We start from the raw sequence: 26,920 nt of genomic DNA, 5'->3' as shown, positions 1-26,920 counted from the left end.
CTATTCGAGCCTTCGCCGCGCGCCGGCGACTGCTAGCCTGTCGCATCGATTCAACATCCGTGCGCGGCCGCCTTCGCCAGCAGCGCATCGCCCCACCCCTGGAATTCGCAATGACCGCACCCGATCATTTGACGCAGGCGATCTCAGACGCTTACGACGAAACCCCCTATATTTCCAACCCGTTCTCGTACACGTCGCCGGGCAATCTCCGCGCGGTCGCGGGTCTCTACGGCTTGGATACGCCCCCCCTGGAAAATGCGAAAGTCCTGGAGCTGGGCTCCGCCGCGGGCGGCAACCTGCTTCCCTTTGCGCTCGCCCACCCCGGAGCGACGGTCGTGGGCATCGATCTCGCGCCCCAGCAAATCGAGGCCGGCCGGCGCATCGCCGAAACAGCCGGCGCGCGCAATCTCGATCTCCGGGCGATGAGCCTGACCGACATAACCGCGGATTTCGGGACGTTCGACTACATCATCTGCCACGGGGTTTTCAGCTGGGTGCCGCCGGAGGTGCGCGACGCCATATTCCGGATCTGCCGCGAAAACCTGGCGCCGAATGGTGTTGCCTATATCAGTTACAACACGTATCCCGGCTGGAAGGCGTCGGACGTCATTCGCGATGCCATGATCTTGAACAGTTTCGGCGCCGAAACCCCGCAGCAGAAACTCGCGCGGGCCAAGGACATGCTGGACCTGATCGAAAATGGCCTCTGGCAGAACAATCCCTTGCAGTCCGCACTGCAGGAAGCCGCGCGCAAGCTGCGCGGCCAGACGGACCATTACCTGCTGCACGAATATCTTGAGACCATCAATACGCCTTGCTACTTCCTGGAGTTCGCCGCTGCGGCGCAACAAGCAGGGTTGGCGTATGTCACCGATGCCGAACCGCAACTGACTTTCTCTTCCACGTTTGGAACGCGAGTCGCGGTGGGGCTAAATTCCCTGTCGGCAAACGCCGGCCGCGAAATGCGCGAGCAATACCTGGATTTCGCCGTGGGCCGCACTTTCCGCAAGAGCCTGCTGGTTCATGCCGAGCGCGCGGAACAGATGCTGGAGCAGCCTGAAGGCAACGCGTTCAAGGAAATGCACTTTGCCACGCACCTGGAAGCGGCGCCGCCGGCCGCGGGCGCGTCTTCGGGGCATGCGCATTACCGCACTCCCAACGGCGCCACCCTCAGCACGAAAGACCCAGCCATGATCGGCATCATCGACGCCCTGGCCGGCGTCTGGCCGCGCTCGCTTTCCTTCAATGACCTCCTGGCCATCATCGAACCGCACGCCCCGGGCGCCACGCGGGATGACCTTGCCAACGCTGCATACATGCATCTGATCACGCTGGTTCAGGGCAGCGCCTTGCATTACCGGCTGGAGGCTTCGCCCTACCTTGCCCCGGAAACAAGGCCCAGGCTCATCGCCGGCGCACTGGAGTTGATGCGGGAGGTCGGCAAGAAAGATTGCCAGGTCGGCATGCACAATTTCTGGCACCATCCCGTCACGCCGCCGCTTGACGCATTGAGCCAATCAGTTGCATCGCAGATGGACGGCAGCCTGAGCGCCGCCGAGCTGCGGACCCAAATCCGCGACGCCCTGACATCCGGACGGCTTGCCCACCCCAACGGGCAGTCCTACAAGGGCGCACGCAACCTGGAGCCCGTGGCCCAGGAATTCCTGAACGCGCTGGTGGTTCAACTGCGCAAGGCCGGCCTGCTGCTGAATTAAGGCGCGGCCATCGGCGGCCGCCCCGGGGCGGCCGCCACCAAAATGGCAAGTCCGGCGGCATATTTACGATTGCCCCAAAAAAAAGGCTAAAGATTGATTTGAGACTGCCGTAATCCTGGCAACGGAGAAATTCGAAGACACAAGTCAACGAATTCTTCCCGTTACAAAGATGGGCGGCCCCGCTGCCCGGTTTGAAGAAGCCTTTCTCTCTTGGGAGCCTAAACATGGCTGCAGTCATCAATACCAACTACTTGTCGCTCGTTGCTCAGAACAACCTGAACAAGTCCCAATCGTCCCTGGGCACCGCCATCGAACGCCTGTCGTCGGGCCTGCGCATCAACAGCGCCAAGGACGACGCCGCCGGTATGGCCATTGCCAACCGCTTCACCGCGAACGTCAAGGGCCTGACCCAAGCCGCTCGTAACGCCAACGACGGCATCTCGCTGGCCCAGACGACGGAAGGCGCCGCCTCCGAAATCAACACCCACCTGCAGCGCGTTCGCGAACTGTCGGTGCAAGCCGGCAACGGCAGCTACTCGCAAGAGCAGCTGAACTCGATGCAAGACGAAATCAACCAGCGTCTGTCGGACATCGACCGCATCTCGCAACAAACCGACTTCAACGGCGTGAAGGTTCTGTCCGCCAACGCCAAGCCCCTGACGCTGCAAGTCGGCGCCAACGACGGCGAAACGATCACCCTGAACCTGTCGGAAATCAGCGTCAAGACGCTGGGTCTGGACGGCTTCAACGTCAACGGCTCGGGCGTGACCCAGAACCGTTCGGCCACCGTGTCCGACCTGCAAGCCGCTGGCGGCACCTCGGTTGGCAACGACTGGACCGTGACCACGACCCACGCTGCCGCCACCGCCGACCAAACGTTCGCCAAGCTGGAAAACGGCAACACCGTGACCGTTGGCACGGGCACCGGCGCCACCGTCTACACGTACGACGCCGCCGAGAAGAACTTCACGTTCACCGACAAGTCGGCCTCGAACGCTGGCGCCATCACCACGCTGGCAAACTCGCTGCGTCCGGCTACCGGCACGACCACCGCCACCTACACCCACAACGGCGGCGGCACCACTGAATTCCAAGTGGACGCAACGGGCAAGGTCACGATCGGCGGCCAAGAGGCGTTCCTGGATGCCGCAGGCAACCTGACCACCAACAATGCCTCCGCAACGACCGCCACGCTGAACAGCGTGCTGACCGCCGCCGCCAACACCGGCGCTGCTGGCTCGTCGTCGGTTTCGATCGGTGGCAAGACGTACTCGAACACCGGTACCGCCAACGCTCTGTCGTTCACCAACACCATCGCCACCGATGCTCTGCTGGCCAACGTCAAGGCCAACGCTACCGCCGGCGGCGTGGTTGTGAAGCTGGGTCAAGGCATCACCAGCGCCAACGTCACCTTCACCAGCGGCGCGTCCACCGACACGTACGTTGACGACAAGGGCACCTTCACCACGACCAAGACGTACGACACGACCTACACCGTCGACGTCAACACGGGCAAGGCCACGGTCAAGAGCGGCACGGGCACTGGCGACTACGCCGCCCAAGTCGGCGCCGAAGCCAAGGTCAACAGCTCGGGCAAGCTGACCACGGAAGAAAAGAGCAAGGGCACGCTGACCACCGATCCGCTGAAGACGCTGGACGCCGCCTTCACGAAGCTGGACAAGCTGACCGGCGAACTGGGCGCTGTGCAAAACCGCCTGGAATCGACGATCGCCAACCTGAACAACGTGGTCAACAACCTCTCCAACGCTCGTTCGCGTATTCAAGACGCCGACTACGCCACGGAAGTGTCGAACATGTCCAAGGCTCAGATCCTGCAACAAGCTGGCACCTCGGTTCTGGCCCAAGCCAACCAAGTCCCGCAAACCGTTCTGTCGCTGCTGCGTTAATTCTCAGCAACAGCTACAGTCGGCAGAGGAAACCCCGGTTTCCTCTGGCTGGCAGCCAGGAACGGCCCTTCGCGCCGGGCTTGGCCACCCCAAAAACCCGCCTCTCGGCGGGTTTTTTTCTTTTGAGGCCGCGAGATCGGCTTCGGCCAAACTGACGGCGAATTCCGATGCTGATTCCACGAATGGACGATTGCCTCCATTCGTAGAATCCCAGCAACAGACTCCTCACGCTCGCCCAGCCACTTTCTCCATGTCTTATCCTGCCTTCTCCCACCGCCAGGCCGTTGCTGAACCGGGGCGGCTCGCCCCGAGCCATTCGCCGGCCAGGCTGCGCGCAACCGCGCATTTATATGGGGTCGAAACATCACCGCTCGAACGCGCCCGCGTGCTTGCGCTTGGCTGCGGCGCGGGAGAAGGATTGCTGCCCTACGCTGTTGCCTATCCGCAAGCGCAGGTTGTCGGGGTGGACGCCTCGGAAACCCTGATCGCGCAAGGAACAGCCGCCGCGCAAGGCATGGGCATCCAGAACCTTGCGCTCTACGTCGGCGGTGCGGCGGATCTAGGTACGCAACTGGGGCTGTTTGACTACGTGATCGTCACAGGTCTATATAGCTACCTCCCGCCGCAAGCCGCCCAGGAACTCCTGGAAGCTTGCGCCAAGCTGTTGTCTCCCCAAGGAATTCTCTACCTTGACAGCCCCGTCTATCCGGGCGCCAAGGCCCTGGACGTGGTGCGCGACGCCATCATGCTGCATGGACACGCCGCGCAGACTGAAGCCGAACTCCAGGACGGCGCGCTCGCCGCGCTGACACTGTTCAAGGACGGCATGTCGGCGTCCAACCCGCAGGGAGCCGCGCTATCCGCAGCCGCAGCCCAATTTGAACGCGCCCTGGGCGCTGCCGGGCAAAGCCTGCCCGCGGCGTCAAACCCATTGGCGAGCAACCCGTGCTATTTCGTGGAGTTGGCCGGGCGCGCCTCGGAAGCCGGACTGGCCTACGTCGGCGATGCCCAGCCGCTCAGCGAAATTCCGCTCAATTTCGGTCAAGGCGTCTCTCTCAGTCACAGCCTGTTGACCATGGGGCAGCCTGCCACCGTTCGCCAGCAGTATCTGGACTTCTCGACCGGCCGCGCCTTCCGCCAGTGCATGTGGGTGGCGCAAGCCAGGTCCGCCGAAGCGCACGGCATGCCGGATCTGGCGCGTCTGCAGGATCTGCGCTTTGCCTCGGGCCTGGTCCGCCTGGCGGCCAACGGCCAGGAGCAAGGCGCGACCTACGTCAACCACCAGGGCCGCGCGCTGATCACGCACGACGCCGACGTTGTGACGGTCGTGGACACGCTGGCCCATGCGTGGCCGGCGTCGTTGCCTTTCAGCGCTTTGCTGGCTGTCCTGCTGCATAAGAATCAGGTGCCGGACACCGACGCCCGCAAGGCGCTGGATCGCGCAATCCGCGTCTTGATGGAAAACGATCTGGTCCACTACTGCCTCGATGCCGGCCCCTATGAGCGGGAGGTGGACACGCCGGTGCGCCTCCTGGCCTGCCTGGACCTGAACCAGCAGGCTGCGCCCGACGCGCCTTGGCCGCGGTTCAACTTGTGGCATGAGTCCATTCTGTTCGTCCCATCCGAAGTCCATGCCGCTGTCTTGCGCGCCATGGGCGACGGCCGCCGGCCCGACGAAGCGCAGGTCGCCGGCAAACCCGCCGATCTGGGCGAGGTGGCGGAAACCCTGTCGATCGTCAAACGCTACGGCCTGGCGTCAAGCAATGCGCGCGCCTGGGTCGGCATGCTGCGCGATACGCTGGTGGCCACGGAAGGCGGCGCCCCCCTGTTCGGCCTGTATCTTGGCGCGCAGGCTTGCCTTTCATTGAATGCCCGCATCCTGTCGCAAGACGGGCATCAGCCGAATCCCGGCGCGGCAATCGTGCCCCAAGCAAAGCTCCTGCATGAGCTGATGACACGCAAAGCCTACGTAGAGGCGGAGTCTACGGCCCGCCGCTTGACGAAACTGGCGCCCAAGTTCTGGGACGCCTGGGAAGCGCTGGCGATTGCGCTTTTCAGCGTTGCCCGCCTGAAGGAAGCCCTGCTGCCGACGCTCCAGATGATCGATCTGGCGCCCGCCGACGCGCAAAGCTGCATCGTGCTGGCCGCGACGATGGCGCGCTCGGGCAGATCGTCCGAAGCCATCGCCGCCGGCCGCCGCGCGATCGAGCTGGCCCCGCGGAACGCGGAAGCCTACTCCGCGTTGGCGGACGGCCTCGCGGCCGAACGCCGCTTCAAGGAGGCGGAGGATTGCAACAGGATCGCCATCACCCTGAATCCCGAGCATCGGAAAGCACGGATCAACTTGTGCAAGACCCTTATCGACGCCGGAGAGGTGACGCGGGCCGAGCAAGCTGCGCGCGAAGCCGTAGCGGCATTTCCCCGCGAAAAAATGGCGCGCAATAATCTGCTGTTCGCGCTGAACTACTCGGACGACCGAACGGCCGAGGAAGTGTTCCAGGCGTATCGCGACTACGACACCGAGCTGTGCCTGGAATTCCGCTCGGCATGGAAGCCGCATAAGAACAGCCGCCATCCGCCGCGCAAGTTGAAGGTTGGGTACGTCTCCCCGGATTTCCGGCAGCACTCGGGCAACTATTTCATCGAGCCCCTTTTCGCGCACCGCGACCGCGCCGGCTTCGAACTGACCGCCTACGCGGAACTGACCCATCCGGATGACACGACAGAGCGCCTGAAGACCTACTTTGACCATTGGGTGCCCACCGTCATGCTGACGGACGCTCAATTGGCCGAACGCATTCGTGCGGATGGCATCGATATTCTCATCGACGTGGCGGGCCACACGGCCGACAACCGCCTCGGCGTATTTGCACGCAAGCCGGCGCCCGTCTCGCTGACGTGGCTGGGATTTGGCTACAGCACCGGCCTGTCCGCGATCGACTACATCATGACGGACGCCGTCATGGTGCCCGAAGGCAGCGAACACCTGTTCTCGGAAGATCCCTGGCGCCTGGACACCACCAATTTCGTTTACCGCCCCAACAAGACGATGGGAGATTACGGCCCGCTGCCTGCGCTCGCCAACGGCTTCGTGACGCTGGGCACCCTCACCCGCGCCATCCGGATGAACGACCGCACGGTCCGGGTATGGTCTGAAATCCTGCGCCGCCTGCCTCAAGGCCGCCTGGTGGTGGACAGCAACAGCTACCGAGACGGCCCGATGCGCGAACGCCTGATCGCCCGCTTCGAGGCCCAGGGCATTGACCGCGGCCGCCTGATGATCGGCTGTCACAGTCCTGCCTGGGATGTGCTGCGCAACATGGACATCGGCCTGGACTGCTTCCCTCACAACTCCGGCGTGACCTTGGTCGAGACGCTTTACATGGGCGTGCCTTATGTCACCCTTGCGGACCGCCCGAGCGTGGGCCGCATCGGCGGCTCGGTGCTGCACGGCATCGGCCATCCCGAATGGATAGCCCACACGGAAGAAGAGTACATCCAGAAAGTCGTGGCCCTGGCCAGCGACCTGCCCGCGCTCGCCAGGATCCGCGCCGGCCTGCGCGACGAAATGCATGCCAGCCCGCTGATGGACGAGCCCGCGTTCGCGCGCAAGTTCGAAGGCGCGCTGACCGAAATGTTCAAGAACTGGTGCGATACCCAAGCATGAAAGCCATCATTCTGGCCGGCGGCCTCGGCACCCGGATCTCCGAGGAAACCCATACGCGTCCCAAGCCGATGATCGAAATCGGCGGACGGCCCATCCTGTGGCACATCATGAAGACCTATTCCGCCCATGGCGTGAATGACTTCGTGATCTGCTGCGGCTACAAGGGCTACATGATCAAGGAGTACTTCGCCAACTACTTCCTGCACATGTCCGACGTGACCTTCGACATGGCCGACAACCGCATGGAAGTGCATCAGCGCAAGGCGGAACCGTGGCGCGTGACCCTGGTGGACACGGGCGAAAGCACGATGACGGGCGGCCGCCTCAAGCGCGTGGCCGACTATGTAAAGGAAGACGAAGCGTTCTGCTTCACCTATGGCGACGGCGTCGCGGACATCGACGTCAGCGCGCTGATCGCCTTTCACCGCAAGCACGGCAAGGCCGCGACGGTCACTGCCGTGCAGCCGCCCGGACGCTACGGCGCGCTGCGCCGCGAGGGCGACATGGTCACCGGGTTCACGGAAAAGCCCCGTGGCGACGGCGGCCTGATCAACGGCGGTTTTTTCGTGCTGTCGCCCAGCGTGCTGTCGCTGATCGACGACGACGACACCACCTGGGAAGCCGGTCCGCTGGAAACGCTCAGCCGCGACGGCCAGCTGCACGCCTTCGAGCACCTGGGCTTCTGGCAGCCGATGGACACGCTGCGCGAAAAGAACCTGCTGGAATCGCTGTGGAGCACGGGCAAGGCGCCATGGAAAGTCTGGTGACACCCGGCGCCGCGTTCTGGCGCGGCAAGCGCGTTTTGCTGACCGGCCACTCCGGCTTCAAGGGCAGCTGGCTGGCATTGTGGCTGCACCGCCTGGGCGCGCAGGTGACGGGGCTTGCCCTGCCCCCTTGCACCGAGCCCAGCCTGTATCGGGCCGCCCGCGTCGGCAGCCTGATCGACAGCCTCTATTGCGACATCCGCGATGCTGCGGCGCTGCGCGAACATGTCGTGGCCGCCCGGCCGGAGATCGTGCTGCACCTGGCCGCGCAAGCGCTGGTGCGCCCCAGCTACGCGCAGCCGGTGGAGACCTTCGCGACGAATGTCATGGGTACGGCGCATCTGCTGGACGCGCTGCGCGCCACGCCGTCGGCCAAAGTGGCGGTCATGGTCACGACCGACAAGGTCTACCGCAACAATGAATGGCCTTATCCGTACCGCGAAAGCGACACGTTGGGCGGGCACGACCCCTACAGCGCCAGCAAGGCCGCCAGCGAACTGGTCATTGCATCCTATCGCGACGCCTTTCTGCATGCGCAGGGGCTGACGGTCGCCAGCGCGCGCGCGGGCAACGTCATCGGCGGCGGCGACTGGTCCGCGGACCGCCTGCTGCCCGACGCCGTGCGCGCCTGGCGCCGCAACGGCGAACTGCAAGTCCGGCGCCCCCAATCGGTTCGTCCGTGGCAGCACGTGCTGGAACCGCTGGCCGGCTATCTGATCCTTGCGCAGGCGCTGTGGAACAAGCCTGCATTGGCTGACGCCTATAACTTCGGGCCCGATGCCGCCGACGCCGCCACCGTGCGCACCGTAGTGGACCTGGCCCAGGCCGCCTACGGCCAGGGACGCACTGTGTATGCCGTAGAGGCCGAAGGCCCGCATGAAGCCGGCCTGCTCGCCTTGGACACGTCCAAGGCCCGCGCCGCATTGCATGTCGCGCCGCGCTGGCCTCTGGCGCAGGCGGTCGCGCGCAGCATGGACTGGTACCGCCGCTTTGACGCCGGCGAGGACGCGCTGGCACTGTGCCGCGCCGATATCGATCTGTACGAGTCGCGGCCATGAGCCTGGACATCATGGACACGCCGCTGGCCGGCTTGAAGATCGTGCAACGCCACCCGCGCGGCGACGCGCGCGGCTTTCTGGCGCGCCTGTTCGACGCTGCCGACCTGCGCGCCTGCGGCTGGACCGCCGCCATTGCCCAGGTCAACCATACGTACACCGCCCGGGCCGGCACGATCCGCGGCATGCACTACCAACTGCCGCCGCATGCCGAGATGAAGCTCGTCAGCTGCATCCGCGGCGCCGTCTGGGATGTGGCCGTCGACCTGCGCGCCGGTTCACCCACCTTCCTGCAATGGCACGCCGAGCGCCTTTCCGCCGACAACGGCCGCGCGCTGCTGATCCCGCAGGGATTCGCCCACGGCTTCCAGGCGCTGAGCGACGACGCGGAAATGCTGTACTGCCATTCCGCGCCCTATTCCCCGCAGGCCGAAGCCGGCCTGCATTTCCAGGATGCCCGCGTGGGCATCGACTGGCCCCAGCCCCCTACCCTGGTGTCCGAGCGCGATCAGCAACACCCGCGCCTGAACGCTGCTTTCTCTGGAGTCGCGCTGTGAAGTGCCGCCATTGCCAGGCTGAATTGCGCCTGCCCTTCCTGGACCTGGGCCACGCTCCCCCGTCCAACGCCTACCTGAGCGAAACTGCCGTGCAGGGTCCGGAGACCTGGTTTCCGCTGCGCATCCTGGTGTGCGAATCCTGCTGGCTGGTCCAGACGGAAGACCACGCCGGCCGCGAGGCGCTGTTCACCGACGATTACGCCTACTTCAGTTCGTTCTCCTCGTCGTGGCTGGCGCATTCGCGCCGTTACGTGGACACGATGATCAGCCGTTTCGGCCTCGGCGCGCACAGCATGGTCACCGAGATCGCCGCCAACGACGGCTATCTGCTGCAGTATGTGCAGGCGGCCGGCATCCCCTGCTACGGCGTGGAGCCCACGGCCAGCACGGCGCAAGCCGCCCGCGAACGCGGCATCGACATCGTGCAGCGATTCTTCGGCGTGGAACTGGGCGATGAACTGGCCGAGCAGGGCCGCGCGGCGGACCTCGTCGCCGCTAACAACGTGCTGGCGCATGTGCCCGACATCAATGACTTCGTCTCGGGCTTCGCCGCGCTGCTCAAGCCCCAGGGCGTGGCCACGTTCGAGTTTCCGCACCTGCTGCGCATGGTGCAGGAAAGCCAGTTCGACACGGCCTATCACGAGCATTATTCCTACCTGTCGCTTACCTCGGTGTCTCGCATCTTCGCGGCCAATGGCCTGGCGGTGTTCGACGTGGAGCATCTGGGCACGCACGGCGGCAGCCTGCGCGTCTTCGCGCAGCGCCTGGATACCGGCAAGCATGAGACGACGGCGGAGGTGGCGCGCACGCTGGACGAAGAACAGCGGGCCGGCGTCGCCGGCGCGGACTTCTATGCGCGCTTCCAGCAGCAGGCCGAACGGGTCAAGAACGACCTGCTGGCCTTCCTGGTCGAGCTTCGCCGGGGCGGCAAGCGCATCGCGGCCTACGGCGCGGCCGCCAAGGGCAACACGCTGCTGAACTTCGCGGGCGTGCGGCCGGACCTGCTGCCGTACGTCGTGGACCTCAACCCCGCCAAGCAGGACAAGTACCTGCCCGGCAGCCACATCCCCGTCGTGGCGGAAGCCCGTCTACGCGAAGACCGGCCCGAATACATCCTGATCCTTCCCTGGAACCTGAAGACGGAAGTTTCGGAGCAGCTGGCCTACGCGCGCCACGAATGGAACGCCAAGCTGGTGACGGCGATTCCTTCGCTTTCCATCGACAGCAGTCCGCAGGCATGAACACCCCGACGGTCACCGTTCTTGGCGCTTCGGGCTTCATAGGCCGCCATCTGGTCGCGCGCCTGCGCGCCGATGGCGTGGCCTGCGACGCGCCCCCGCGCCAGGACACGGATCTGCCGCGCCGCCCCCTGGGCCACGTGATCTATGCCATCGGGCTGACGTCGGACTTCCGCACACGCCCGCTGGAGACAGTGGAAGCCCACGTGTGCGTGCTGCGCAGCCTGCTGGCCCACGGCGATTTCGACAGCCTCACCTACCTGTCCAGCACGCGGGTGTACGCCGGCGCCGCCGACACCCGTGAAAGCGCGACGCTTTCCGTCAATCCCAATGACCCGAGCGATCTCTACAACCTGTCCAAGCTCATGGGGGAATCCCTGTGTCTGCACGGAGGGCGCGCAGGCGCCAAGGTGGCGCGCCTGTCCAATATCGTCGGCTTGCGCGATGCGCCCGACAGCTTCATCGACCAACTGCTGGCGGAAGGCGCCCGCGGCGGGGGCGTCACGCTGCGTACCGCGTTGTCTTCCCGCAAGGACTATCTCCATATCGACGACGCGGTGTCGCAGATCATCGCCATCGCATTGTCGGACGCCACGGGCATTTTCAATGTCGCCCATGGCGCAGGCGTGGAAAACGGCGAAGTCGCGGCCTGCCTGCAAGCCGCGCTGGGATACCGCGTCGCGGTGGCGCCCGATGCGCCGGAGTGGGCATTTGCCGACGTCGACGTGAGCCGCACGCAGGCGCTCTGCGGCCTCGCGCCGCGCCCGTTTTCCGAATTTTTCCCGAATTTTCTAGCGCAGTACCGTCTGCACAAAGGAATCTGAATGTCCTACCTTGAAACCACGCCCGACGCGCACCCGGAATACCGTCAGGAAAAAGAAGGCCGCATCGCCGGCTTCGCCAAAGACCAGGAGTTCCGCGAACTGTCCATCGCGTGGCGCCAGATGGCGCTGGAACGCAAGTACATGAACAACTTCTCCTGGGCCGGCCGGCCGCTGATCCAGCTGCCCATGGACGCCATGGCCATGCAGGAGCTGATCTGGGCCGTGAAGCCCGACTTGATTATCGAGACAGGCATCGCCCACGGCGGCTCGCTGATGCTGTCGGCCTCCATGCTGCAGCTGCTGGGCGCGGGCGAGGTGGTCGGCGTGGACATCGAGATCCGCGAGCACAACCGCCGCGCCATCGAAACCCATCCGCTGGCAAAGCGCATCCACCTGATCGAAGGCTCCAGCATCGATCCGGCGACGATCGCGCAGGTGCGGGCCCATGCCGAAGGCAAGAAGAACATCATGGTTTGCCTGGACTCGAACCACACGCACGACCACGTGCTGGCGGAACTGAACGCCTACGCCGGCCTCGTCAGCGTGGGCAGCTACTGCGTGGTATTCGACACCTTCGTGGAAGACATGCCCGCCGACTACGAATGGCCGGGCCGCCACTGGGGCAAAGGCAACAATCCCAAGACCGCGGTCTGGGAATGGATCAAGCAGCACCCCGAGTTCGAGATCGACCGCTCGGTGGAAGACCGCCTGCTCGTCACGTCCGCGCCGGACGGCTTCCTGCGCCGCAAGGCCTGACCCGGGCGCCCGCATGATCCAGATCGACCCCACCGCCCGCGTTTCTGCCCTGGCGGATATCGAGGACTCCACGCGCGGCACGCGCATCGTGATCGGACCGAAGGCCGTGATCGATTCCTTCGTGAAGATCAAGCCGGCGGGGGGCGCCGGCGATGTCGAGATCGGTCCGGAATGCGTCATCAATTCCGGCTGCGTGCTCTACACGGGCCATGGAATCCGCATGGGCGCGCGCGTCGCCGTGGCCGCGAACTGCACGTTCGCGCCCGCCAACCATGAATTCCGCCGACGCGACCTGCCGATCCGAGACCAGGGTTTCCGCCCCAGCAAAGGCGGGATCGTGATCGAGGACGACGTCTGGATCGGCGCCAATTGCGTGTTGCTGGATGGCGCCATCCTGCGCGAAGGCTGCGTGGTCGCGGCCGGCACCATCGTGCGCGGAGAAGTGGCGGCCTTCTCGATCCAGGGCGGCAATCCGATGAAAGTGCTGGGCTGGCGTGAAGCAACGGGCGCCTGAAGACGCCTGATCACAAGAGACAATCGTAGGAACATCATGAGCACTACTCTGCGGGACCGCTTCGAGTCCGAAGGCTATCTGGTCCTGAACGACTTCTGGAAGCAAGGCGAGCTGATCGAACTGGAGAACCAGCTCACCGAACTGGGCCAACGTATCGTCGGACCGCAATTCAACGCGCGCGACTATGGCCGGTACGAACTGGAACCCGCCACGCAATCGTTGCTGTACGACCGGCTGAAGTACCTGCCCGCGCTCTCGCGCATGTCGGGCAGCCCGGCGGTGCACGGGCTGTGCCGGGAACTGGGCCTGGCGCATCCGTCGCTGATGGGCTGCTGCAACATGCGCCTGGACAAGCCCGCGGACTCGCGGCACCTGTTCGCCTGGCACCAGGATTCGCTATACCTGCTGGGTTCCGAGAACGCCGTAACGCTATGGGTTCCTTTCCAGGACGTCAGCCTGGAATCCGGCACGATCCAGGTGATCCCGGGCAGCCACAAGCGGGGCATCTACCCCTTCAAGCGGATCAGCGACAAGGTGATCGCGCCCTACGTCCCGTTCCTGCAACGCGATCTCAGCCTGGATTACGACGTGACCGAAACGCCGGAGACCATCACTGCCAGCCGAGGCGACGTGGTGGTCTTCAAACAGATGCTGTTGCATCGCAGCACGCCCAACCTGGGCAAGCAGATACGCTGGACCACCCAATTGCGCGTCACCGACCTGGCCGATTCCGAGTACCGCCGCCAACGATTCCCCACCGGCGACCGCACCAACATCTTCTACGTCGACTACCTGGGCCATGACGCCGCACAGCGGCGTCAGGCTGAATCCGAGAAAGCCGCAGCATGAACGACACCACCGACCCCTCCCGCTTCCGCCAGGATGGCCGCAGCACCGGCCGCGAAGTCAACTATCGCGCCGACCTGGGCGACTTCTTCAGCGGCGCCCGCGGCAGCGCCGTGGAGAAGCTTGAGAACTTCCCCTGCTTCGTCCCGCGCCAGAGCATCGCCCGATTCCTTTGCCTCTCGGAACTTTTCAAGATGGCGCTGCACGTGCAGGGCGACATCATGGAATGCGGCGTCAACTGGGGTGGCGGGCTGATGACGTTTGCGCAGCTCAGCGCCACGCTCGAACCTGTCAACCTGCAACGCCGCATCGTCGGCTTCGATACGTTCTCGGGCTTTTCGGGCATCTCCGAGCAGGATCAGCACGCCGTGGTGCAGACCACCGAGCGCCGCGTCAACGGGTATGAGGCGGACAGCTACGCGGATCTGCAACGCGCCATCGAGCTCTTCGACGCTAATCGCTTCATCGGCCATATCCAGAAGGTGGAACTGGTCAAGGGCGACGTGGCCGAAAGCGTTCCGCGGTATCTGGCCCGGGAGCCGCAGACGGTGGTTTCGCTTCTGCACCTGGACCTGGATCTCTACGAACCGACCAAACTGTGCTTGGAACACTTCGTGCCGCGCATGCCCAAGGGCGCCGTCATCGTGTTCGACGAACTGAACAATCGCACCTGGCCTGGCGAAACCCTTGCCGTCATGGAAAAGCTGGGGCTGAACAAACTGCGGATCCAGCGGTTCACTTACGAACCTCACGTCAGCTACGCAATCCTGGAATAGGCGGCTGCCCGCCGCCTACCCGCATCAGCCGCCCCTCAGCGACCGCCCGCCAAGAGGCCGGTCCGCCGCAGGCGGCTGATTCGCACGTCCCGGCGCCGACGGCTCCCCTCGTCCGGTCCGCGCCGCGCCCGGGAGCCTTGGCCTGCGGGTTAATCCGACCCAAGCCCCCCTTTTCCCGTTCTATTCCCCCCTTGCGCCGTTTCACACTTACTTCATAATTGCCGCTGTACGCTTTTGTATCTATATTTTTCACGACATGACCGCCACGCCACCCGATCCACTCGCTACGCAGCACGACGGCACCACGGATCCCGACAATCAGGCGCCGGTGGATATGCAGACCTTGCGTCTGCGCGAAGAGAACCGCGCATTGCGCGAACTGCTGGCCGCGCAAGTCCAGGCCGCGCTTCCCCAGCAGCGGCCCGGCTGGCTCCGCCGGCTGGGCTGGTGGCTGATTTCCGCGCCGGGAGCGGCGCTGGTGGGTTGGCGCAGCCTGCTGGGCCGCGACGAAGCCACGCCGATCACCCGCCGCAGCGTGGGCAATGCCACATTGACCGTCCTGTACACCCTGGCTATCTATGGCGCGCTGGTGCTGCTTGTGGTGTCCTGGAGTTCGCCGAACCCGGCGCGCACCGGCGCGACCGCGGCCGGCCCCGTGCGGGTGCCGCTGCTGCCGCCGGCGCCCGAGTTGGACCCCGCCCCGCAGGGCCCTGCCTCCCCGCCTGAAATGCCGGACGCGGCCGAGCCCGGACCGGCCGCCTCAGCGGCTCAGGCCGGATCTGAGCCCCCCTCTCAGCCCACGTCTCACCCCGCCCCTCAGTCGATGCCGATTGCCGCGCCTGCGATGGTTCCGGGCCCGCCGGCAAGCGAAACGCCGGTGCCGACCGACGCGCCGCGCCCCACGCTGCGCGTCACCGAGATCCCGATGCAAAACCCGCTGGCCTGGGTGGATGCGCTAAAGGGTGAACTGGCGCGCTGCGCGGACCTCGGCTTTTTCGAACGGCCCGATTGCGCCTGGACGGCGCGCAAGCAGTTCTGCGAGCCGAATCACGGCTGGGGCGCCGTCAAGGAATGCCCGACGCAGCCTTGAACATGCATGCGCCCCCCTCGGCGCGAGCCATTGCCGCACCGGTGTCTGACACCTGGGGGAGACGAAACATGCATGCCCCCCCTCGGCGAGCCATTGCCGCGTCGGTGTCTGACACCCGGGGGAGACGACTTCCAGCCTGCGACCACGCCTCAAGGGTGTCAGACACCTTTCCAAGGGTGTCAGACACCTTTCCATCGACTTCCAATGAAGTTGTCGCAGCGCTGAACTTATCCCGCATTGCGGCCACGCCTTGCGCGGAACCTCTATCCTGCCTGCTGCTCCTTCAATTCGTGCACAGCCATGGCAAGACCCCCACGCATTCTCGTCGCGCATCAGCCGCATCACGTCGTGCAGCGCGGCCATCGCCAGCAGGTCATTTTCAGTGATCCGCATGCTTATCGCGCCTATCTGGATGACCTGCACTCCTACCGCGCGTCGCTAGGCGTCGCGCTGCACGCCTGGTGCCTGATGCCCAACCACGTGCATCTGCTGCTGACGCCGGGCGACGATCCCCGGACAGTTTCGGTACTGATGCAGCGGGTGGCGCGGCAGGCGACGCGACGCTGGAACTTGCGCAGGGATACCGCCGGTTCGCTCTGGGAGGCCCGTTTCAAATCACGCCTGATCGACAGCGAGCAATATCTGCTTGAATGCTGCCGGTACATAGAATTGAATCCGGTGCGGGCCGGCTTGTGTGAGTCCGCCTCGGACTACTCCTGGTCGAGCTATCAGGCCCGGATGGGCCTTGTCGACGATGCAACGCTGGACTTCCATGAGTTGTATCTGGCGATAGGAGCAGACCAGGAAGCGCGGAGGAAGGCTTATGCGGCATGGTGTCTCACACACCCCGGATGAAGGCCTGACGCAGCCATAGCCTGTGCGCGACGGATGTCACATGCCCGCCACGAACCGGCGCGACAATCCACTGCCGCGTCAGATAGCGGAGAAATATTTCGCATCACTCGGAAAACGTACGCCATAATGGCGCTTGCTTCGGCCTGACCCGGCCTTTCACTAGGACACCCCGACCATGGACGCTTCCGTCAACAATACCGTCAACTCCGCCTTGGCCCTGAAAGACGTTAACGTCATGCAGGAAGTCCAGGCCCGCGTGCTGAAGAAAGCCATCAACGCGCAGGCCGATTCGGTCGCGACGCTGATGCAGTCGCTTCCCGTGATGGCCATCGACAGCACGCTGGGCTCGCGCGTCAATACGCACGCCTGAGCGTCGCCGGCGGGGCGGCGAGCCCCGCGGCAATACCCTGAACAAGCCGCCTGCCTAGGGCGGCTTTGTTCATTGCAGGACTGGCGGCCTTCCACCTGGCATTGCCCATTAAAAAAAGCGCCGGTCCCTGAACAGGGCCGGCGCTTTTTACTGCGATGGCGGCAAGCCGCCCCGCCTTACTTCTTCTTCATCGGCGGCAGGTCGGTGCACACGCCTTCGGCGACTTCGGCCGCCATGCCCACCGATTCGCCCAGGGTCGGGTGCGGGTGGATGGTCTTGGCGATGTCGACGACGTCCGCGCCCATTTCCACGGCCAGGGCCAATTCGCTGATCAGGTCGCCAGCGTGGGTGCCCACGATGCTGCCGCCCAGGATGCGATGCGTTTCCGCGTCGAAAATCAGCTTGGTGAAGCCTTCGTCGCGACCGTTGGCGATGGCGCGGCCGGAGGCGGCCCACGGGAACACGCCCTTCTCGATCTTGATGCCTTGCTTCTTGGCTTCGTCTTCGGTCAGGCCCACCCACGCCACTTCCGGATCGGTGTAGGCCACCGACGGGATGACGCGCGCGTCGAAGAACGACTTCTGGCCGGCCGCGGCTTCTGCCGCCACGTGGCCTTCATGCACCGCCTTGTGGGCCAGCATGGGCTGGCCGACGATGTCGCCAATCGCGAAAATGTTCGGCACGTTGGTGCGCATCTGGCGGTCGACCTCGATGAATCCGCGGTCGGTCACGGCGATGCCTGCCTTGTCAGCGCCGATCTTCTTGCCGTTGGGGCTGCGGCCCACGGCCTGCAGGACCAGGTCGTAGCGCTGGGGCTCCTTGGGAGCGCCCTCGCCTTCGAAGCTGACGTAGATGCCGTCCTTCCGGGCTTCCGCGCCCACCGTCTTGGTCTTCAACATGATGTTGTCGAAGCGGTAGGTGTTCTTCTTCTGCCAGACTTTGACCAGGTCGCGGTCGGCGCCCTGCATCAGGCCGTCCAGCATTTCCACGACGTCCAGGCGCGCGCCCAGCGTGGAGTACACCGTGCCCATTTCCAGGCCGATGATGCCGCCGCCGACGATGAGCATCTTCTTGGGGATTTCACGCAGCAGCAAGGCGCCGGTCGAGTCGACGACGCGATCGTCCTCGGGCATGAACGGCAGCTTCACCGATTGGCTGCCCGCGGCGATGATGGCCTGCTTGAAGCGGATGGTCTGCGACTTGCCGTCCGCGCCCTTGACCGTCAGGTGGTTGGCATCGGCGAATTCACCTACGCCGTGCACCACGGTGACCTTGCGGGCCTTTGCCATGCCGGCCAGGCCGCCGGTCAGCTTGGCGACCACGCTGTCCTTGTAGCCGCGCAGCTTGTCCAGGTCGATCTTGGGCTCGCCGAAGCTGATGCCGTGGGAGGCCAGCTCGCGGGCCTCGTCGATGATGGCGGCGTTGTGCAGCAGCGCCTTGGACGGAATGCAGCCGACGTTCAGGCAGACGCCGCCCAGCGTGTCGTAGCGTTCCACCAGGACCACGGCCAGGCCCAGGTCGGCGGCGCGGAAGGCGGCGGAATAGCCGCCAGGGCCGGCGCCCAGGACCAGGACGTCGCATTCGGCGTCGGCCGAACCGCTGTAGGTGGCGGCGGCGGGGGCTGGGGCTTTTTTGGCGGTGTCAGACACCGGGGCTTTGGCCGCTTGGGTGTCTGACACCTGTGCTGTCTTGGCGCCAGACGCCTGGGCTGCCGGGGCAGCGGCGGCGTCGGCGGCCTCCACTTCCAGCACGACCGCGCCTTCGGCGACCTTGTCGCCGACCTTCACGGCGATGGACTTGACCACGCCGCCTTGCGACGCGGGGATCTCCATCGAGGCCTTGTCGGATTCGACGGTGATCAGGCTTTGTTCGGCCTTGATCGTGTCGCCCACGGCAACCAGCACCTCGATGACTTCCACTTCCTTGAAGTCGCCGATGTCCGGCACTTTGATTTGAACGGTATTGCTCATAGGGCTCCCCGTTTACAGCGCGATGCGGCGGAAGTCGGCCAGCAAGGCGCCCAGATAGGCGTTGAAGCGCGCGGCCGAAGCGCCGTCGATGACGCGGTGGTCATAGGACAGGGACAGCGGCACGATCAGGCGCGGCACGAACTGCTTGCCGTCCCAAACGGGCTTGTGCGAGGAGCGCGACACGCCCAGGATGGCCACTTCAGGCGCATTGATGATCGGCGTGAACGAGGTGCCGCCGATGCCGCCCAGGGACGAGATCGAGAAGCAGCCGCCCTGCATTTCCGCGGGCGAGATCTTGCCGTCGCGCGCCTTCTTGGACAGGTCGGTCATTTCCTGCGCGATCTGCAGGATGCCCTTCTTGTCGGCGTCGCGGATCACCGGCACCACCAGCCCGTTGGGCGTGTCGGCGGCAAAACCGATGTGGTAGTACTGCTTGAGCACCAGGTTGTCGCCGTCCAGCGAGGCGTTGAACTCGGGGAACTTCTTGAGGGCCGCGACGACGGCCTTGATCAGGAAGGCCAGCATCGTGACCTTGACGCCCGACTTCTCGTTTTCCTTGTTCAGCGTGACGCGCAGCGCTTCCAGGTCGGTGATGTCCGCTTCGTCGTTGTTGGTGACGTGCGGGATCATGACCCAGTTGCGGTGCAGGTTCGCGCCGGAAATCTTCTTGATGCGCGACAGCGGCTTGGCTTCGATCGGGCCGAACTTGGTGAAGTCGACCTTCGGCCACGGCAAGAGGCCCAGCGCGGCGCCATCGGCCGAACCGCCGGCGGCGGCCGCCGGGGCGGCGGAAAGCGCCTGCTTGACGAAACCGCGCACGTCGTCGGCGGTGATGCGTTCCTTGGGACCCGAACCCTTGACCTTGCTCAGGTTCACGCCCAGTTCGCGCGCGAACTTGCGCACCGAGGGCGAGGCGTGCGGCAGCTGGCCCGGCTTGAGGTTGGCGTCTTCCAGCGCGGCGGCGGGAGCCGGACGCGAGGCGGGCGCGGCCGGAGCAGCGGCTTCGGTCTTGGCTTGGGCTTTGGCGGCGGGCTCGGCGGCAGCCTCGGCCTTGGCGGCCGGAGCGGCGCCGGCGGCGGGCGCGGCGCCCTCCACCACGACCACGACCGAGCCCTTGGCGACCTTGTCGCCAACCTTGACCTTCACTTCCTTGACCACGCCGCCTTGCGAGGCCGGGATCTCCATCGAGGCCTTGTCGGACTCGACGGTGATCAGGCTTTGCTCGGCCTTGATCGTGTCGCCCACGGCGACCATGACTTCGATGACTTCCACTTCCTTGAAGTCGCCGATGTCGGGCACTTCGATCTCGACCGGGCCGCTGGCGGCGGCCGGGGCCGAAGCCTCGGCCTTGGGCGCGGCGGCGGCCTGCTTGGGTTCTTCCTTGGCGGCCGGCTTGGCGTCGGCCTTGGGGGTCTCTTCCTTGGCGGGCGCGCCAGCTTCGGCCGCGCCTGAGGCGGCCCCTTCCACTTCCAGCACGACCGCGCCTTCGGCGACCTTGTCGCCGACCTTCACGCTGATGGCCTTCACCACGCCGCCCTGCGAGGCGGGGATTTCCATCGAGGCCTTGTCGGATTCGACGGTAATCAGGCTCTGCTCGGCCTTGATCGTGTCGCCCACCGCCACCAGCACCTCAATGACTTCGACTTCCTTGAAGTCGCCGATGTCGGGAACCTTGATTTGCACGATGTTGCTCATGTCTCTTTACCCTCAGGCGTATTGCGGGTTGGCTTTGTTCGGATTGATGCCGTACTTCTTGATGGCCTCGGCCACCTTGGCGACGGGCACACGGCCTTCGTCGGCCAGCGCGCGCAGCGCGGCGACCACGACGAAGTGGCGATCCACCTCGAAGTGCTCGCGCAGCTTCGAGCGGAAATCCGAGCGGCCGAAACCATCGGTGCCCAGCACCTTGTATTCGCGGCCCTTGGGCACGAACGGACGGATCTGGTCCGCAAAGAGCTTCATGTAGTCGGTCGACGCGATGATCGGGCCTTCCGTCTTGGCAAGCTGTTCCGTGACGTAAGCCACCTGCGGCTTCTTCTCGTCGGGGTGCAGCATGTTGTGGCGCTCGGCGTCCAGGCCGTTGCGGCGCAGTTCAGTGAAGCTGGTGACGCTCCACAGGTCGGACGCCACGTCCCAGTCGGCGGCCAGCAGTTCCTGCGCGGCCATGACTTCACGCAGAATCGTGCCCGAACCCATCAGCTGCACGCGGTTCTTGCCCTTGCCGTGCGACTTCAGCTTGTACATGCCGCGGATGATGCCTTCCTCGTCGCCCTTGGTCAGACCGGGCTGCGGGTAGTTTTCGTTCATCACCGTCAGGTAGTAGTAGACGTTTTCCTGGTCTTCCACCATGCGCTTCAAGCCATGCTGGATGATCACGGCCAGCTCATGGCCGAACGTCGGGTCGTAGGACACGCAGTTCGGGATGGTGGAGGCCAGGATGTGGCTGTGGCCGTCTTCGTGCTGCAGGCCTTCGCCGTTCAGCGTCGTGCGGCCGGCGGTGCCGCCCAGGAGGAAGCCGCGCGCCTGCATGTCGCCGGCGGCCCAGGCCAGGTCGCCGATGCGCTGGAACCCGAACATCGAGTAGTAGATGAAGAACGGGATCATGATGCGGTTGTTCGAGGAGTACGACGTGGCCGCCGCAATCCACGAGCTCATCGCGCCCGCTTCGTTGATGCCTTCCTGCAGGAGCTGGCCGTCGGCCGCTTCCTTGTAGTACATGACCTGGTCCTTGTCGACCGGGGTGTACTTCTGGCCTTCCGGCGCATAGATGCCGATCTGGCGGAACAGGCCTTCCATGCCGAAGGTGCGCGATTCGTCGGCCAGGATCGGCACGACGCGCGGGCCCAGTTCCTTGTCGCGCAGCACCTGGTTCAGGATGCGCACGAAGGCCTGGGTGGTGGAAATTTCACGGCCTTCGGAGGTGGGCTCCAGCACGGCCTTGAACGCGTCCAGCGCGGGCGCCTTCAGCTGCTCGTCGGCCTTGGCGCGACGGCGCGGCAGGTAGCCGCCCAGCGCGGCGCGGCGCTCGTGCAGGTACTTCATTTCGGGCGAATCCTCGGCCGGCTTGAAGTACGGCAGGTCTTCCAGCTTGTCGTCCGGGATCGGGATGCCGAAGCGGTCGCGGAATTCGCGGATCGATTCGAGCTCCAGCTTCTTTTGCTGGTGGGTCGGATTCTTGGCCTGGCCCACGTGGCCCATGCCGTAGCCCTTGATGGTCTTGGCCAGGATGACGGTCGGCTGGCCGGTGTGGGTGGTCGCGGCGTTGAACGCGGCGTACACCTTGTGGGGGTCGTGGCCGCCGCGGTTCAGGCGCCAGATGTCCTCGTCGCTCATGCGCGACACGGCTTCCAGCAGCTTCGGATGCTTGCCGAAGAAGTGATCGCGGACGAACTTGCCGTCGTTGGCCTTGTACGCCTGGTACTCGCCGTCGACGGTGTCTTCCATGATCTGGCGCAGGATGCCTTCCTTGTCGTGCGCAAGCAGCGGATCCCAGTAGCCGCCCCAGATCAGCTTGATGACGTTCCAGCCCGAACCGCGGAAGTCGCCTTCCAGTTCCTGGATGATCTTGCCGTTGCCGCGAACCGGCCCGTCCAGGCGCTGCAGGTTGCAGTTGACGACGAAGATCAGGTTGTCGAGCTTTTCACGGGCCGCGAGCGCGATCGCGCCCAGCGATTCGGGTTCGTCCATTTCGCCGTCGCCGCAGAACACCCAGACCTTGCGGTTGCTGGTGTCGGCGATGCCGCGGGCGTGCAGGTACTTCAGGAAGCGGGCCTGGTAGATGGCCATCAGCGGGCCCAGGCCCATCGACACCGTCGGGAACTGCCAGAAGTCCGGCATCAGCTTCGGATGCGGGTAGGACGACAGGCCCTTGCCGTCGACTTCCTGGCGGAAGTGGTTGAGCTGTTCTTCGGTCAGGCGGCCTTCGAGGTAGGCGCGGCCGTACATGCCCGGCGAGGTGTGGCCCTGGAAGTAGACCAGGTCGCCGCCGTGGCCTTCGTCTTCGGCGTGCCAGAAATGGTTCTGGCCGCAGCCGATCATGGTGGCCAGCGAGGCGAACGACGCGATGTGGCCGCCCAGGTCGCCGCCGTCCGGCGGGTTGTGCTTGTTGGCCTTGACCACCATGGCCATGGCGTTCCAGCGCACGTACGAGCGGATGCGCGATTCCAGCTCCAGGTTGCCCGGATGCGCCGGCTCCAGGCCGGGGGGAATCGTGTTGACGTAGGCGGTATTCGGCGAGAACGGGATGTGGGCGCCGGAACGACGGGCTTCGTCGATCAGGCGTTCCAGCAGATAGTGGGCGCGCTGCGGTCCTTCACGGTCAAGGACTGCCGCCAGGGCTTCGAGCCACTCCTGGGTTTCAAGGGTGTCTTCGTCGTTGGCAGCCTGCACGGCGCCAGCCTGGGCGAAAGAGGACATCGTGTGTCTCCTGTTGGGGTTCGTTCGTGACCACACCCGCTTATTTATCTACTCGCGGACATTGCATGGTAGCCGGGATCATCCGGGCTACCATGTCATGCATGGGTCGGGGTGTTTTCTAAGGACCTGCGGCTAGGGCCTGTTCCCTATCAGCCGGCATTCTAAGAAAGAAGATTAACCGCTCGCAAGCAAAATTTCATGTTGCGGTACGGCATTTCATAATGCGGAATTTTGAATGGAAGCTGAATACCTCCCGTCTATACTTTTTAAGCCGTAGTCCAAAAGGAGGGGTTGATTCCCGGCAATTCCCTTCCAACACGCACTAAAATGCGCGGTCTATCCGGCCCGAATTCCATGTCCAGCGCGCCCAAGTCCAATATACCTACGCCTTTCCACGACCACGCCCGCACCCGCCGGCGCGGCGTGTACTGGGTCACGCCCGCGATGGTGCTGATCCTCTATATCTGTGTGATGGCGGTGTTCTTCTGGCTGCAGCGCATCCATGACGACAGCGTCATGTTTGTCACGATCGACCAGGAAATGCGCCAGCAGCGGCTCATCTGGGTGGTGCTGGCCCTGTCCTGCGTGATCGTCATCAGCCTGCTGATGCTCTGGCGCTACACGCGCTTTCGCTCCACCGCCGAGGCCGCCCTGATCGCCGAAACCGGCTTTCGCCGCGCCATGGAGAACTCCATGTCCACCGGCATGCGCGTCCTGGACATGGAAGGCCGCATCGCCTACGTGAACCCGGCGTTCTGCCGCATGATCGGCTGGAACGAAGCCGACCTGATCGGCCGCAGCCCGCCCTTCCCCTATTGGGTGCCGGGCCGCCATGAACAGCACCAGCACACGCTGGACGTGCTGATGTCGGGCAAGACGCCCAGCAGCGGCCTGGAAGTCGAGGCGCAGCGCCGCGACGGCTCGCGCTTTACGGCGCGCATGTATGTGTCGCCGCTGCTGGACCCCAACGGCAACCAGATCGGCTGGATGACCTCCATGACCGACATCACCGAACCCAAGCGCATCCGCGAGGCCCTGACCGCCGCGCACGAGCGCTTCATGACCGTGCTGGAAGGCCTGGACGACGCCATTTCCGTTACCGCCGACACCCACGACGGCCTGGAACTGCTGTTTGCCAATCGCACCTACCGCCGCGTGTTCGGCGCGCAGACGGGCGGGCACGACGAGCTGCTGGCCGGCCGCCGCGGCCGCTTCACCGACGAATCGGTCGAGGTGTTCGCGCCGTCCGTGCAGCGCTGGTTTGAAGTGCACCACCGCATGCTGGCCTGGACGGACGGCCGCCGCGTGCGCATGCAGGTGGCGCGCGACATCACCGAGCGCCGCGGCCACGAAGAAGCGTCGCGCGTGCAGCAGGAAAAGATCCAGCTCACCAGCCGCCTGACCACGATGGGCGAAATGGCGTCGTCGCTGGCGCATGAACTGAACCAGCCGCTGACGGCCATCGCCAACTACAGCATGGGCGCGGTTGCCCTGGTCAAGGCCGGCCACACCAGCCCCAACATGCTGCTGCCCGCGCTGGAGAAAGCCGCCTCGCAGGCCGAGCGCGCCGGCAAGATCATCAGCCGCATCCGCGAATTCGTGAAGCGCAGCGAGCCGCGCCGCCAGCGCGTGGCCATCGGCCGCATTGTCGACAACGCCATCGGCTTTGCCGAAATCGACGCCCGCAAGCGCCGCATCCGCATCGACAGCTTCGTGCCCTCGAACGCGCCGGACGTGCTGGCCGATCCCATCCTGATCGAGCAGGTGCTGCTGAACCTGCTGAAGAACGGGCTGGAGGCCATGGAGAAGAGCGAGTCCGACGAGCTTAAGGTTGCCGTAATTCTGCACGAGCAGCATATCGAGGTGGCCGTGGTGGACCGGGGCCATGGCCTGGCCGAACCCGAGCGCCTGTTCGAACCCTTCTTCAGCACCAAGACCCAGGGCCTGGGCATGGGCCTGAATATCTGCCGTACCATTATTGAATCGCACCACGGCCGCCTGTGGGCGGACCCCAACCCCGCCGGCGGTACTATTTTCCGCTTCACCCTGCCCTGCGCTGCGTCCCAGACGCAGGCCCAGAATGATCAGTCCGAGGAGTTGCACGCATGAACACGCCCCACCTGTCGAGCACGGTATTCATTGTTGACGACGACGAAGCGGTCCGCGATTCGCTGCGCTGGCTATTGGAAGCCAATGGCTACCGCGTTCGCGCCTACGCCAGCGGCGAATCGTTCCTGGAAGACTATGACGCCAGCCAGATCGGCGTGCTGATCGCCGACGTGCGCATGCCCGGCATGAGCGGCCTGGAATTGCAGGAACAGCTGATCCTGCGCAATGCGCCGCTGCCCATCGTGTTCATCACGGGCCACGGCGACGTGCCCATGGCCGTGTCCACGATGAAGAAGGGCGCGGTCGACTTCCTGGAAAAGCCCTTCAACGAGTCCGACCTGCGCGAGATCGTCGCGCGCATGCTGGAGCAGGCCACGCAACGCGTGAGCAAGCACCAGGCCCAGAAGGATCACGAAGCCATGCTGGCGCGCCTGACCGCGCGCGAGCAGCAGGTGCTGGAGCGCATCGTCGCCGGCCGCTTGAACAAGCAGATCGCCGACGATCTGGGCATCAGCATCAAGACCGTCGAGGCGCACCGCGCCAACATTATGGAAAAACTTGAAGTGACCACCGTTGCTGATTTGATGAAAGTGGCCTTGGCCAAACCCGAGGCTCATGCATGACCGCTAGGATTATTGACGGCGCGGCATTGTCGCTGCGCATTCGCGAAGAAGTGGCCCAGCGCGTTTCCGTGCTGGCCGCCAAGGGAACCCGCCCCGGCCTGGCCGTAGTGCTGGTGGGCGCGGATCCCGCGTCGCAGGTGTACGTGCGCAACAAGGTCGCCGCTTGCGAAAAGGCCGGCCTGCATTCCGTGAAAGAGCAGTACCCGGCCGAGATGACCGAGGCCGAGCTGCTGGCCCGCATCGCCATCCTGAACCGGGACCCGTCCATCCACGGCATCCTGGTGCAGCTGCCGCTGCCCAAGCACATGGATTCCCACAAGGTCATCGAGGCCATCGCGGCCGAGAAGGACGTGGACGGTTTCCATATCAGCAACGCCGGCCTGCTCATGACCGGCCAGCCGCTGTTCCGTCCCTGCACGCCCTACGGCGTGATGAAGATGCTGGAATCGGAAGGCGTGGCGCTGCGCGGCGCGGAAGCCGTGATCGTGGGCGCCAGCAACATCGTCGGCAAGCCCATGGCCATGCTGCTGCTGCAGGCCGGCGCCACCATCACGCTCTGCAACTCCAAGACGCGCGACCTGGGCGCGCAGACCCGCCGCGCCGACGTGCTGGTGGTTGCCACGGGCAAGCCCGGCATGATCGACGGCTCGATGATCAAGCCCGGCGCGGTCGTCATCGACGTGGGCATCAACCGCGGCGCGGACGGCAAGCTGTGCGGCGACGTGGACTTCGCCTCCGCCAAGGAAGTGGCCGGCGCCATCACGCCCGTGCCGGGCGGCGTGGGCCCCATGACCATCGCCATGCTGCTGGTCAACACCGTCGAAGCGGCGGAACGGGCTGCCGCCTGAGTCCGGCTGCGCCCCCGGGC

The 26,920-nt window shown here is 65.0% G+C and carries 21 protein-coding genes; 18 read left to right on the top strand and 3 right to left on the bottom strand.

Annotated features, from left to right (window positions below; genetic code table 11):
- Window positions 1–110: 110 nt before the first annotated feature.
- The 15 genes from ACFWP0_RS16290 (at window position 111) to ACFWP0_RS16220 (ending at window position 16,934) form a co-directional block, all read left to right on the top strand.
- On the top strand, window positions 111–1,715 hold the full coding sequence (locus ACFWP0_RS16290) for a methyltransferase regulatory domain-containing protein (protein WP_377843710.1): 1,605 nt from the start codon (window positions 111–113) through the stop codon (window positions 1,713–1,715).
- 224 nt (window positions 1,716–1,939) lie between these two features.
- Window positions 1,940–3,622, top strand: coding sequence for a flagellin (locus ACFWP0_RS16285; RefSeq protein ID WP_377843709.1), 1,683 nt, complete (start codon window positions 1,940–1,942; stop codon window positions 3,620–3,622).
- 250 nt (window positions 3,623–3,872) lie between these two features.
- The gene (locus tag ACFWP0_RS16280; RefSeq protein ID WP_377843708.1) at window positions 3,873–7,289 is read left to right on the top strand and encodes a methyltransferase domain-containing protein; all 3,417 of its coding nucleotides are present in this window, start codon (window positions 3,873–3,875) and stop codon (window positions 7,287–7,289) included.
- Window positions 7,286–8,056: a glucose-1-phosphate cytidylyltransferase gene (rfbF, locus tag ACFWP0_RS16275; RefSeq protein WP_377843706.1), complete on the top strand. Its 771-nt coding sequence runs from the start codon at window positions 7,286–7,288 to the stop codon at window positions 8,054–8,056. The genes ACFWP0_RS16280 and rfbF overlap by 4 nt, the downstream gene beginning before the upstream one ends.
- Window positions 8,041–9,111: a CDP-glucose 4,6-dehydratase gene (rfbG, locus tag ACFWP0_RS16270; RefSeq protein ID WP_377843705.1), complete on the top strand. Its 1,071-nt coding sequence runs from the start codon at window positions 8,041–8,043 to the stop codon at window positions 9,109–9,111. The genes rfbF and rfbG overlap by 16 nt, the downstream gene beginning before the upstream one ends.
- Window positions 9,108–9,665, top strand: coding sequence for a dTDP-4-dehydrorhamnose 3,5-epimerase (gene rfbC / locus ACFWP0_RS16265; RefSeq protein WP_377843704.1), 558 nt, complete (start codon window positions 9,108–9,110; stop codon window positions 9,663–9,665). The genes rfbG and rfbC overlap by 4 nt, the downstream gene beginning before the upstream one ends.
- Window positions 9,662–10,906, top strand: a complete 1,245-nt coding sequence (locus ACFWP0_RS16260) for a methyltransferase domain-containing protein (protein ID WP_377843703.1) — start codon at window positions 9,662–9,664, stop codon at window positions 10,904–10,906. Before rfbC ends, ACFWP0_RS16260 begins: the two co-directional genes overlap by 4 nt.
- A complete protein-coding gene (locus ACFWP0_RS16255; RefSeq protein ID WP_377843702.1) occupies window positions 10,903–11,727 on the top strand; it encodes an NAD-dependent epimerase/dehydratase family protein in 825 nt (274 codons plus the stop codon). The genes ACFWP0_RS16260 and ACFWP0_RS16255 overlap by 4 nt, the downstream gene beginning before the upstream one ends.
- Window positions 11,728–12,483 carry a cephalosporin hydroxylase family protein gene (locus ACFWP0_RS16250; RefSeq protein WP_377843700.1) on the top strand — a complete coding sequence of 252 codons (756 nt, stop codon included), beginning with the start codon at window positions 11,728–11,730 and terminating at the stop codon, window positions 12,481–12,483.
- A 13-nt stretch (window positions 12,484–12,496) separates the two neighbouring features.
- Window positions 12,497–12,997 carry an acyltransferase gene (locus ACFWP0_RS16245; RefSeq protein WP_377843699.1) on the top strand — a complete coding sequence of 167 codons (501 nt, stop codon included), beginning with the start codon at window positions 12,497–12,499 and terminating at the stop codon, window positions 12,995–12,997.
- Between the two features lie 36 nt (window positions 12,998–13,033).
- Window positions 13,034–13,846 (top strand): phytanoyl-CoA dioxygenase family protein, encoded by an 813-nt coding sequence (locus ACFWP0_RS16240; RefSeq protein WP_377843697.1) that lies wholly within the window; start codon window positions 13,034–13,036, stop codon window positions 13,844–13,846.
- A complete protein-coding gene (locus ACFWP0_RS16235) occupies window positions 13,843–14,619 on the top strand; it encodes a TylF/MycF/NovP-related O-methyltransferase (RefSeq protein ID WP_377843696.1) in 777 nt (258 codons plus the stop codon). The genes ACFWP0_RS16240 and ACFWP0_RS16235 overlap by 4 nt, the downstream gene beginning before the upstream one ends.
- A 256-nt stretch (window positions 14,620–14,875) precedes the next feature.
- Window positions 14,876–15,709 (top strand): hypothetical protein, encoded by an 834-nt coding sequence (locus ACFWP0_RS16230; protein ID WP_377843695.1) that lies wholly within the window; start codon window positions 14,876–14,878, stop codon window positions 15,707–15,709.
- 300 nt (window positions 15,710–16,009) lie between these two features.
- Complete coding sequence (locus tag ACFWP0_RS16225) at window positions 16,010–16,564, top strand: transposase (RefSeq protein ID WP_377843693.1); 555 nt, start codon at window positions 16,010–16,012, stop codon at window positions 16,562–16,564.
- A gap of 175 nt (window positions 16,565–16,739) precedes the next feature.
- A complete protein-coding gene (locus tag ACFWP0_RS16220; RefSeq protein ID WP_377843692.1) occupies window positions 16,740–16,934 on the top strand; it encodes a putative motility protein in 195 nt (64 codons plus the stop codon).
- Between the two features lie 176 nt (window positions 16,935–17,110).
- On the opposite strand, the gene lpdA is transcribed toward ACFWP0_RS16220, so the two are convergent.
- The 3 genes from lpdA to aceE are packed head-to-tail and all read right to left on the bottom strand — an operon-like array spanning window position 17,111 to window position 23,320.
- Window positions 17,111–18,904: a dihydrolipoyl dehydrogenase gene (gene lpdA / locus ACFWP0_RS16215; protein WP_377843690.1), complete on the bottom strand. Its 1,794-nt coding sequence runs from the start codon at window positions 18,902–18,904 to the stop codon at window positions 17,111–17,113.
- 12 nt (window positions 18,905–18,916) lie between these two features.
- Entirely contained in the window at window positions 18,917–20,599 is a 1,683-nt protein-coding gene (gene aceF / locus ACFWP0_RS16210) for a dihydrolipoyllysine-residue acetyltransferase (RefSeq protein WP_377843689.1), read from the bottom strand.
- A gap of 12 nt (window positions 20,600–20,611) precedes the next feature.
- Entirely contained in the window at window positions 20,612–23,320 is a 2,709-nt protein-coding gene (gene aceE, locus ACFWP0_RS16205; RefSeq protein WP_377843687.1) for a pyruvate dehydrogenase (acetyl-transferring), homodimeric type, read from the bottom strand.
- Between the two features lie 354 nt (window positions 23,321–23,674).
- On the opposite strand from aceE, the gene ACFWP0_RS16200 reads away from it, so the two are divergent.
- From ACFWP0_RS16200 to folD, 3 genes are read left to right on the top strand one after another with little or no spacing between them, the layout of a single operon-like run.
- On the top strand, window positions 23,675–25,429 hold the full coding sequence (locus tag ACFWP0_RS16200) for a PAS domain S-box protein (protein WP_377843686.1): 1,755 nt from the start codon (window positions 23,675–23,677) through the stop codon (window positions 25,427–25,429).
- Window positions 25,426–26,052 carry a response regulator transcription factor gene (locus ACFWP0_RS16195; protein ID WP_057284369.1) on the top strand — a complete coding sequence of 209 codons (627 nt, stop codon included), beginning with the start codon at window positions 25,426–25,428 and terminating at the stop codon, window positions 26,050–26,052. The genes ACFWP0_RS16200 and ACFWP0_RS16195 overlap by 4 nt, the downstream gene beginning before the upstream one ends.
- A complete protein-coding gene (gene folD / locus ACFWP0_RS16190) occupies window positions 26,049–26,900 on the top strand; it encodes a bifunctional methylenetetrahydrofolate dehydrogenase/methenyltetrahydrofolate cyclohydrolase FolD (RefSeq protein ID WP_377843684.1) in 852 nt (283 codons plus the stop codon). Before ACFWP0_RS16195 ends, folD begins: the two co-directional genes overlap by 4 nt.
- Window positions 26,901–26,920 lie beyond the last annotated feature (20 nt).

This window comes from Achromobacter sp. NPDC058515, assembly GCF_042721735.1.
Classification (GTDB): domain Bacteria; phylum Pseudomonadota; class Gammaproteobacteria; order Burkholderiales; family Burkholderiaceae_B; genus Achromobacter.
Note: the sequence above shows the minus strand (reverse complement) of the source record. Positions and strands in the feature narration are given on the sequence as shown.

Bases quoted from the DNA above. Each gene is read 5' to 3' on its own strand.
- ACFWP0_RS16290 (WP_377843710.1), top strand. From the start codon at position 111: ATGACCGCACCCGATCATTTGACGCAGGCGATCTCAGACGCTTACGAC.
- ACFWP0_RS16285 (WP_377843709.1), top strand. From the start codon at position 1,940: ATGGCTGCAGTCATCAATACCAACTACTTGTCGCTCGTTGCTCAGAAC.
- ACFWP0_RS16280 (WP_377843708.1), top strand. From the start codon at position 3,873: ATGTCTTATCCTGCCTTCTCCCACCGCCAGGCCGTTGCTGAACCGGGG.
- rfbF (WP_377843706.1), top strand. From the start codon at position 7,286: ATGAAAGCCATCATTCTGGCCGGCGGCCTCGGCACCCGGATCTCCGAG.
- rfbG (WP_377843705.1), top strand. From the start codon at position 8,041: ATGGAAAGTCTGGTGACACCCGGCGCCGCGTTCTGGCGCGGCAAGCGC.
- rfbC (WP_377843704.1), top strand. From the start codon at position 9,108: ATGAGCCTGGACATCATGGACACGCCGCTGGCCGGCTTGAAGATCGTG.
- ACFWP0_RS16255 (WP_377843702.1), top strand. From the start codon at position 10,903: ATGAACACCCCGACGGTCACCGTTCTTGGCGCTTCGGGCTTCATAGGC.
- ACFWP0_RS16250 (WP_377843700.1), top strand. From the start codon at position 11,728: ATGTCCTACCTTGAAACCACGCCCGACGCGCACCCGGAATACCGTCAG.
- ACFWP0_RS16245 (WP_377843699.1), top strand. From the start codon at position 12,497: ATGATCCAGATCGACCCCACCGCCCGCGTTTCTGCCCTGGCGGATATC.
- ACFWP0_RS16240 (WP_377843697.1), top strand. From the start codon at position 13,034: ATGAGCACTACTCTGCGGGACCGCTTCGAGTCCGAAGGCTATCTGGTC.
- ACFWP0_RS16235 (WP_377843696.1), top strand. From the start codon at position 13,843: ATGAACGACACCACCGACCCCTCCCGCTTCCGCCAGGATGGCCGCAGC.
- ACFWP0_RS16230 (WP_377843695.1), top strand. From the start codon at position 14,876: ATGACCGCCACGCCACCCGATCCACTCGCTACGCAGCACGACGGCACC.
- ACFWP0_RS16225 (WP_377843693.1), top strand. From the start codon at position 16,010: ATGGCAAGACCCCCACGCATTCTCGTCGCGCATCAGCCGCATCACGTC.
- ACFWP0_RS16220 (WP_377843692.1), top strand. From the start codon at position 16,740: ATGGACGCTTCCGTCAACAATACCGTCAACTCCGCCTTGGCCCTGAAA.
- lpdA (WP_377843690.1), bottom strand. From the start codon at position 18,904: ATGAGCAATACCGTTCAAATCAAAGTGCCGGACATCGGCGACTTCAAG.
- aceF (WP_377843689.1), bottom strand. From the start codon at position 20,599: ATGAGCAACATCGTGCAAATCAAGGTTCCCGACATCGGCGACTTCAAG.
- aceE (WP_377843687.1), bottom strand. From the start codon at position 23,320: ATGTCCTCTTTCGCCCAGGCTGGCGCCGTGCAGGCTGCCAACGACGAA.
- ACFWP0_RS16200 (WP_377843686.1), top strand. From the start codon at position 23,675: ATGTCCAGCGCGCCCAAGTCCAATATACCTACGCCTTTCCACGACCAC.
- ACFWP0_RS16195 (WP_057284369.1), top strand. From the start codon at position 25,426: ATGAACACGCCCCACCTGTCGAGCACGGTATTCATTGTTGACGACGAC.
- folD (WP_377843684.1), top strand. From the start codon at position 26,049: ATGACCGCTAGGATTATTGACGGCGCGGCATTGTCGCTGCGCATTCGC.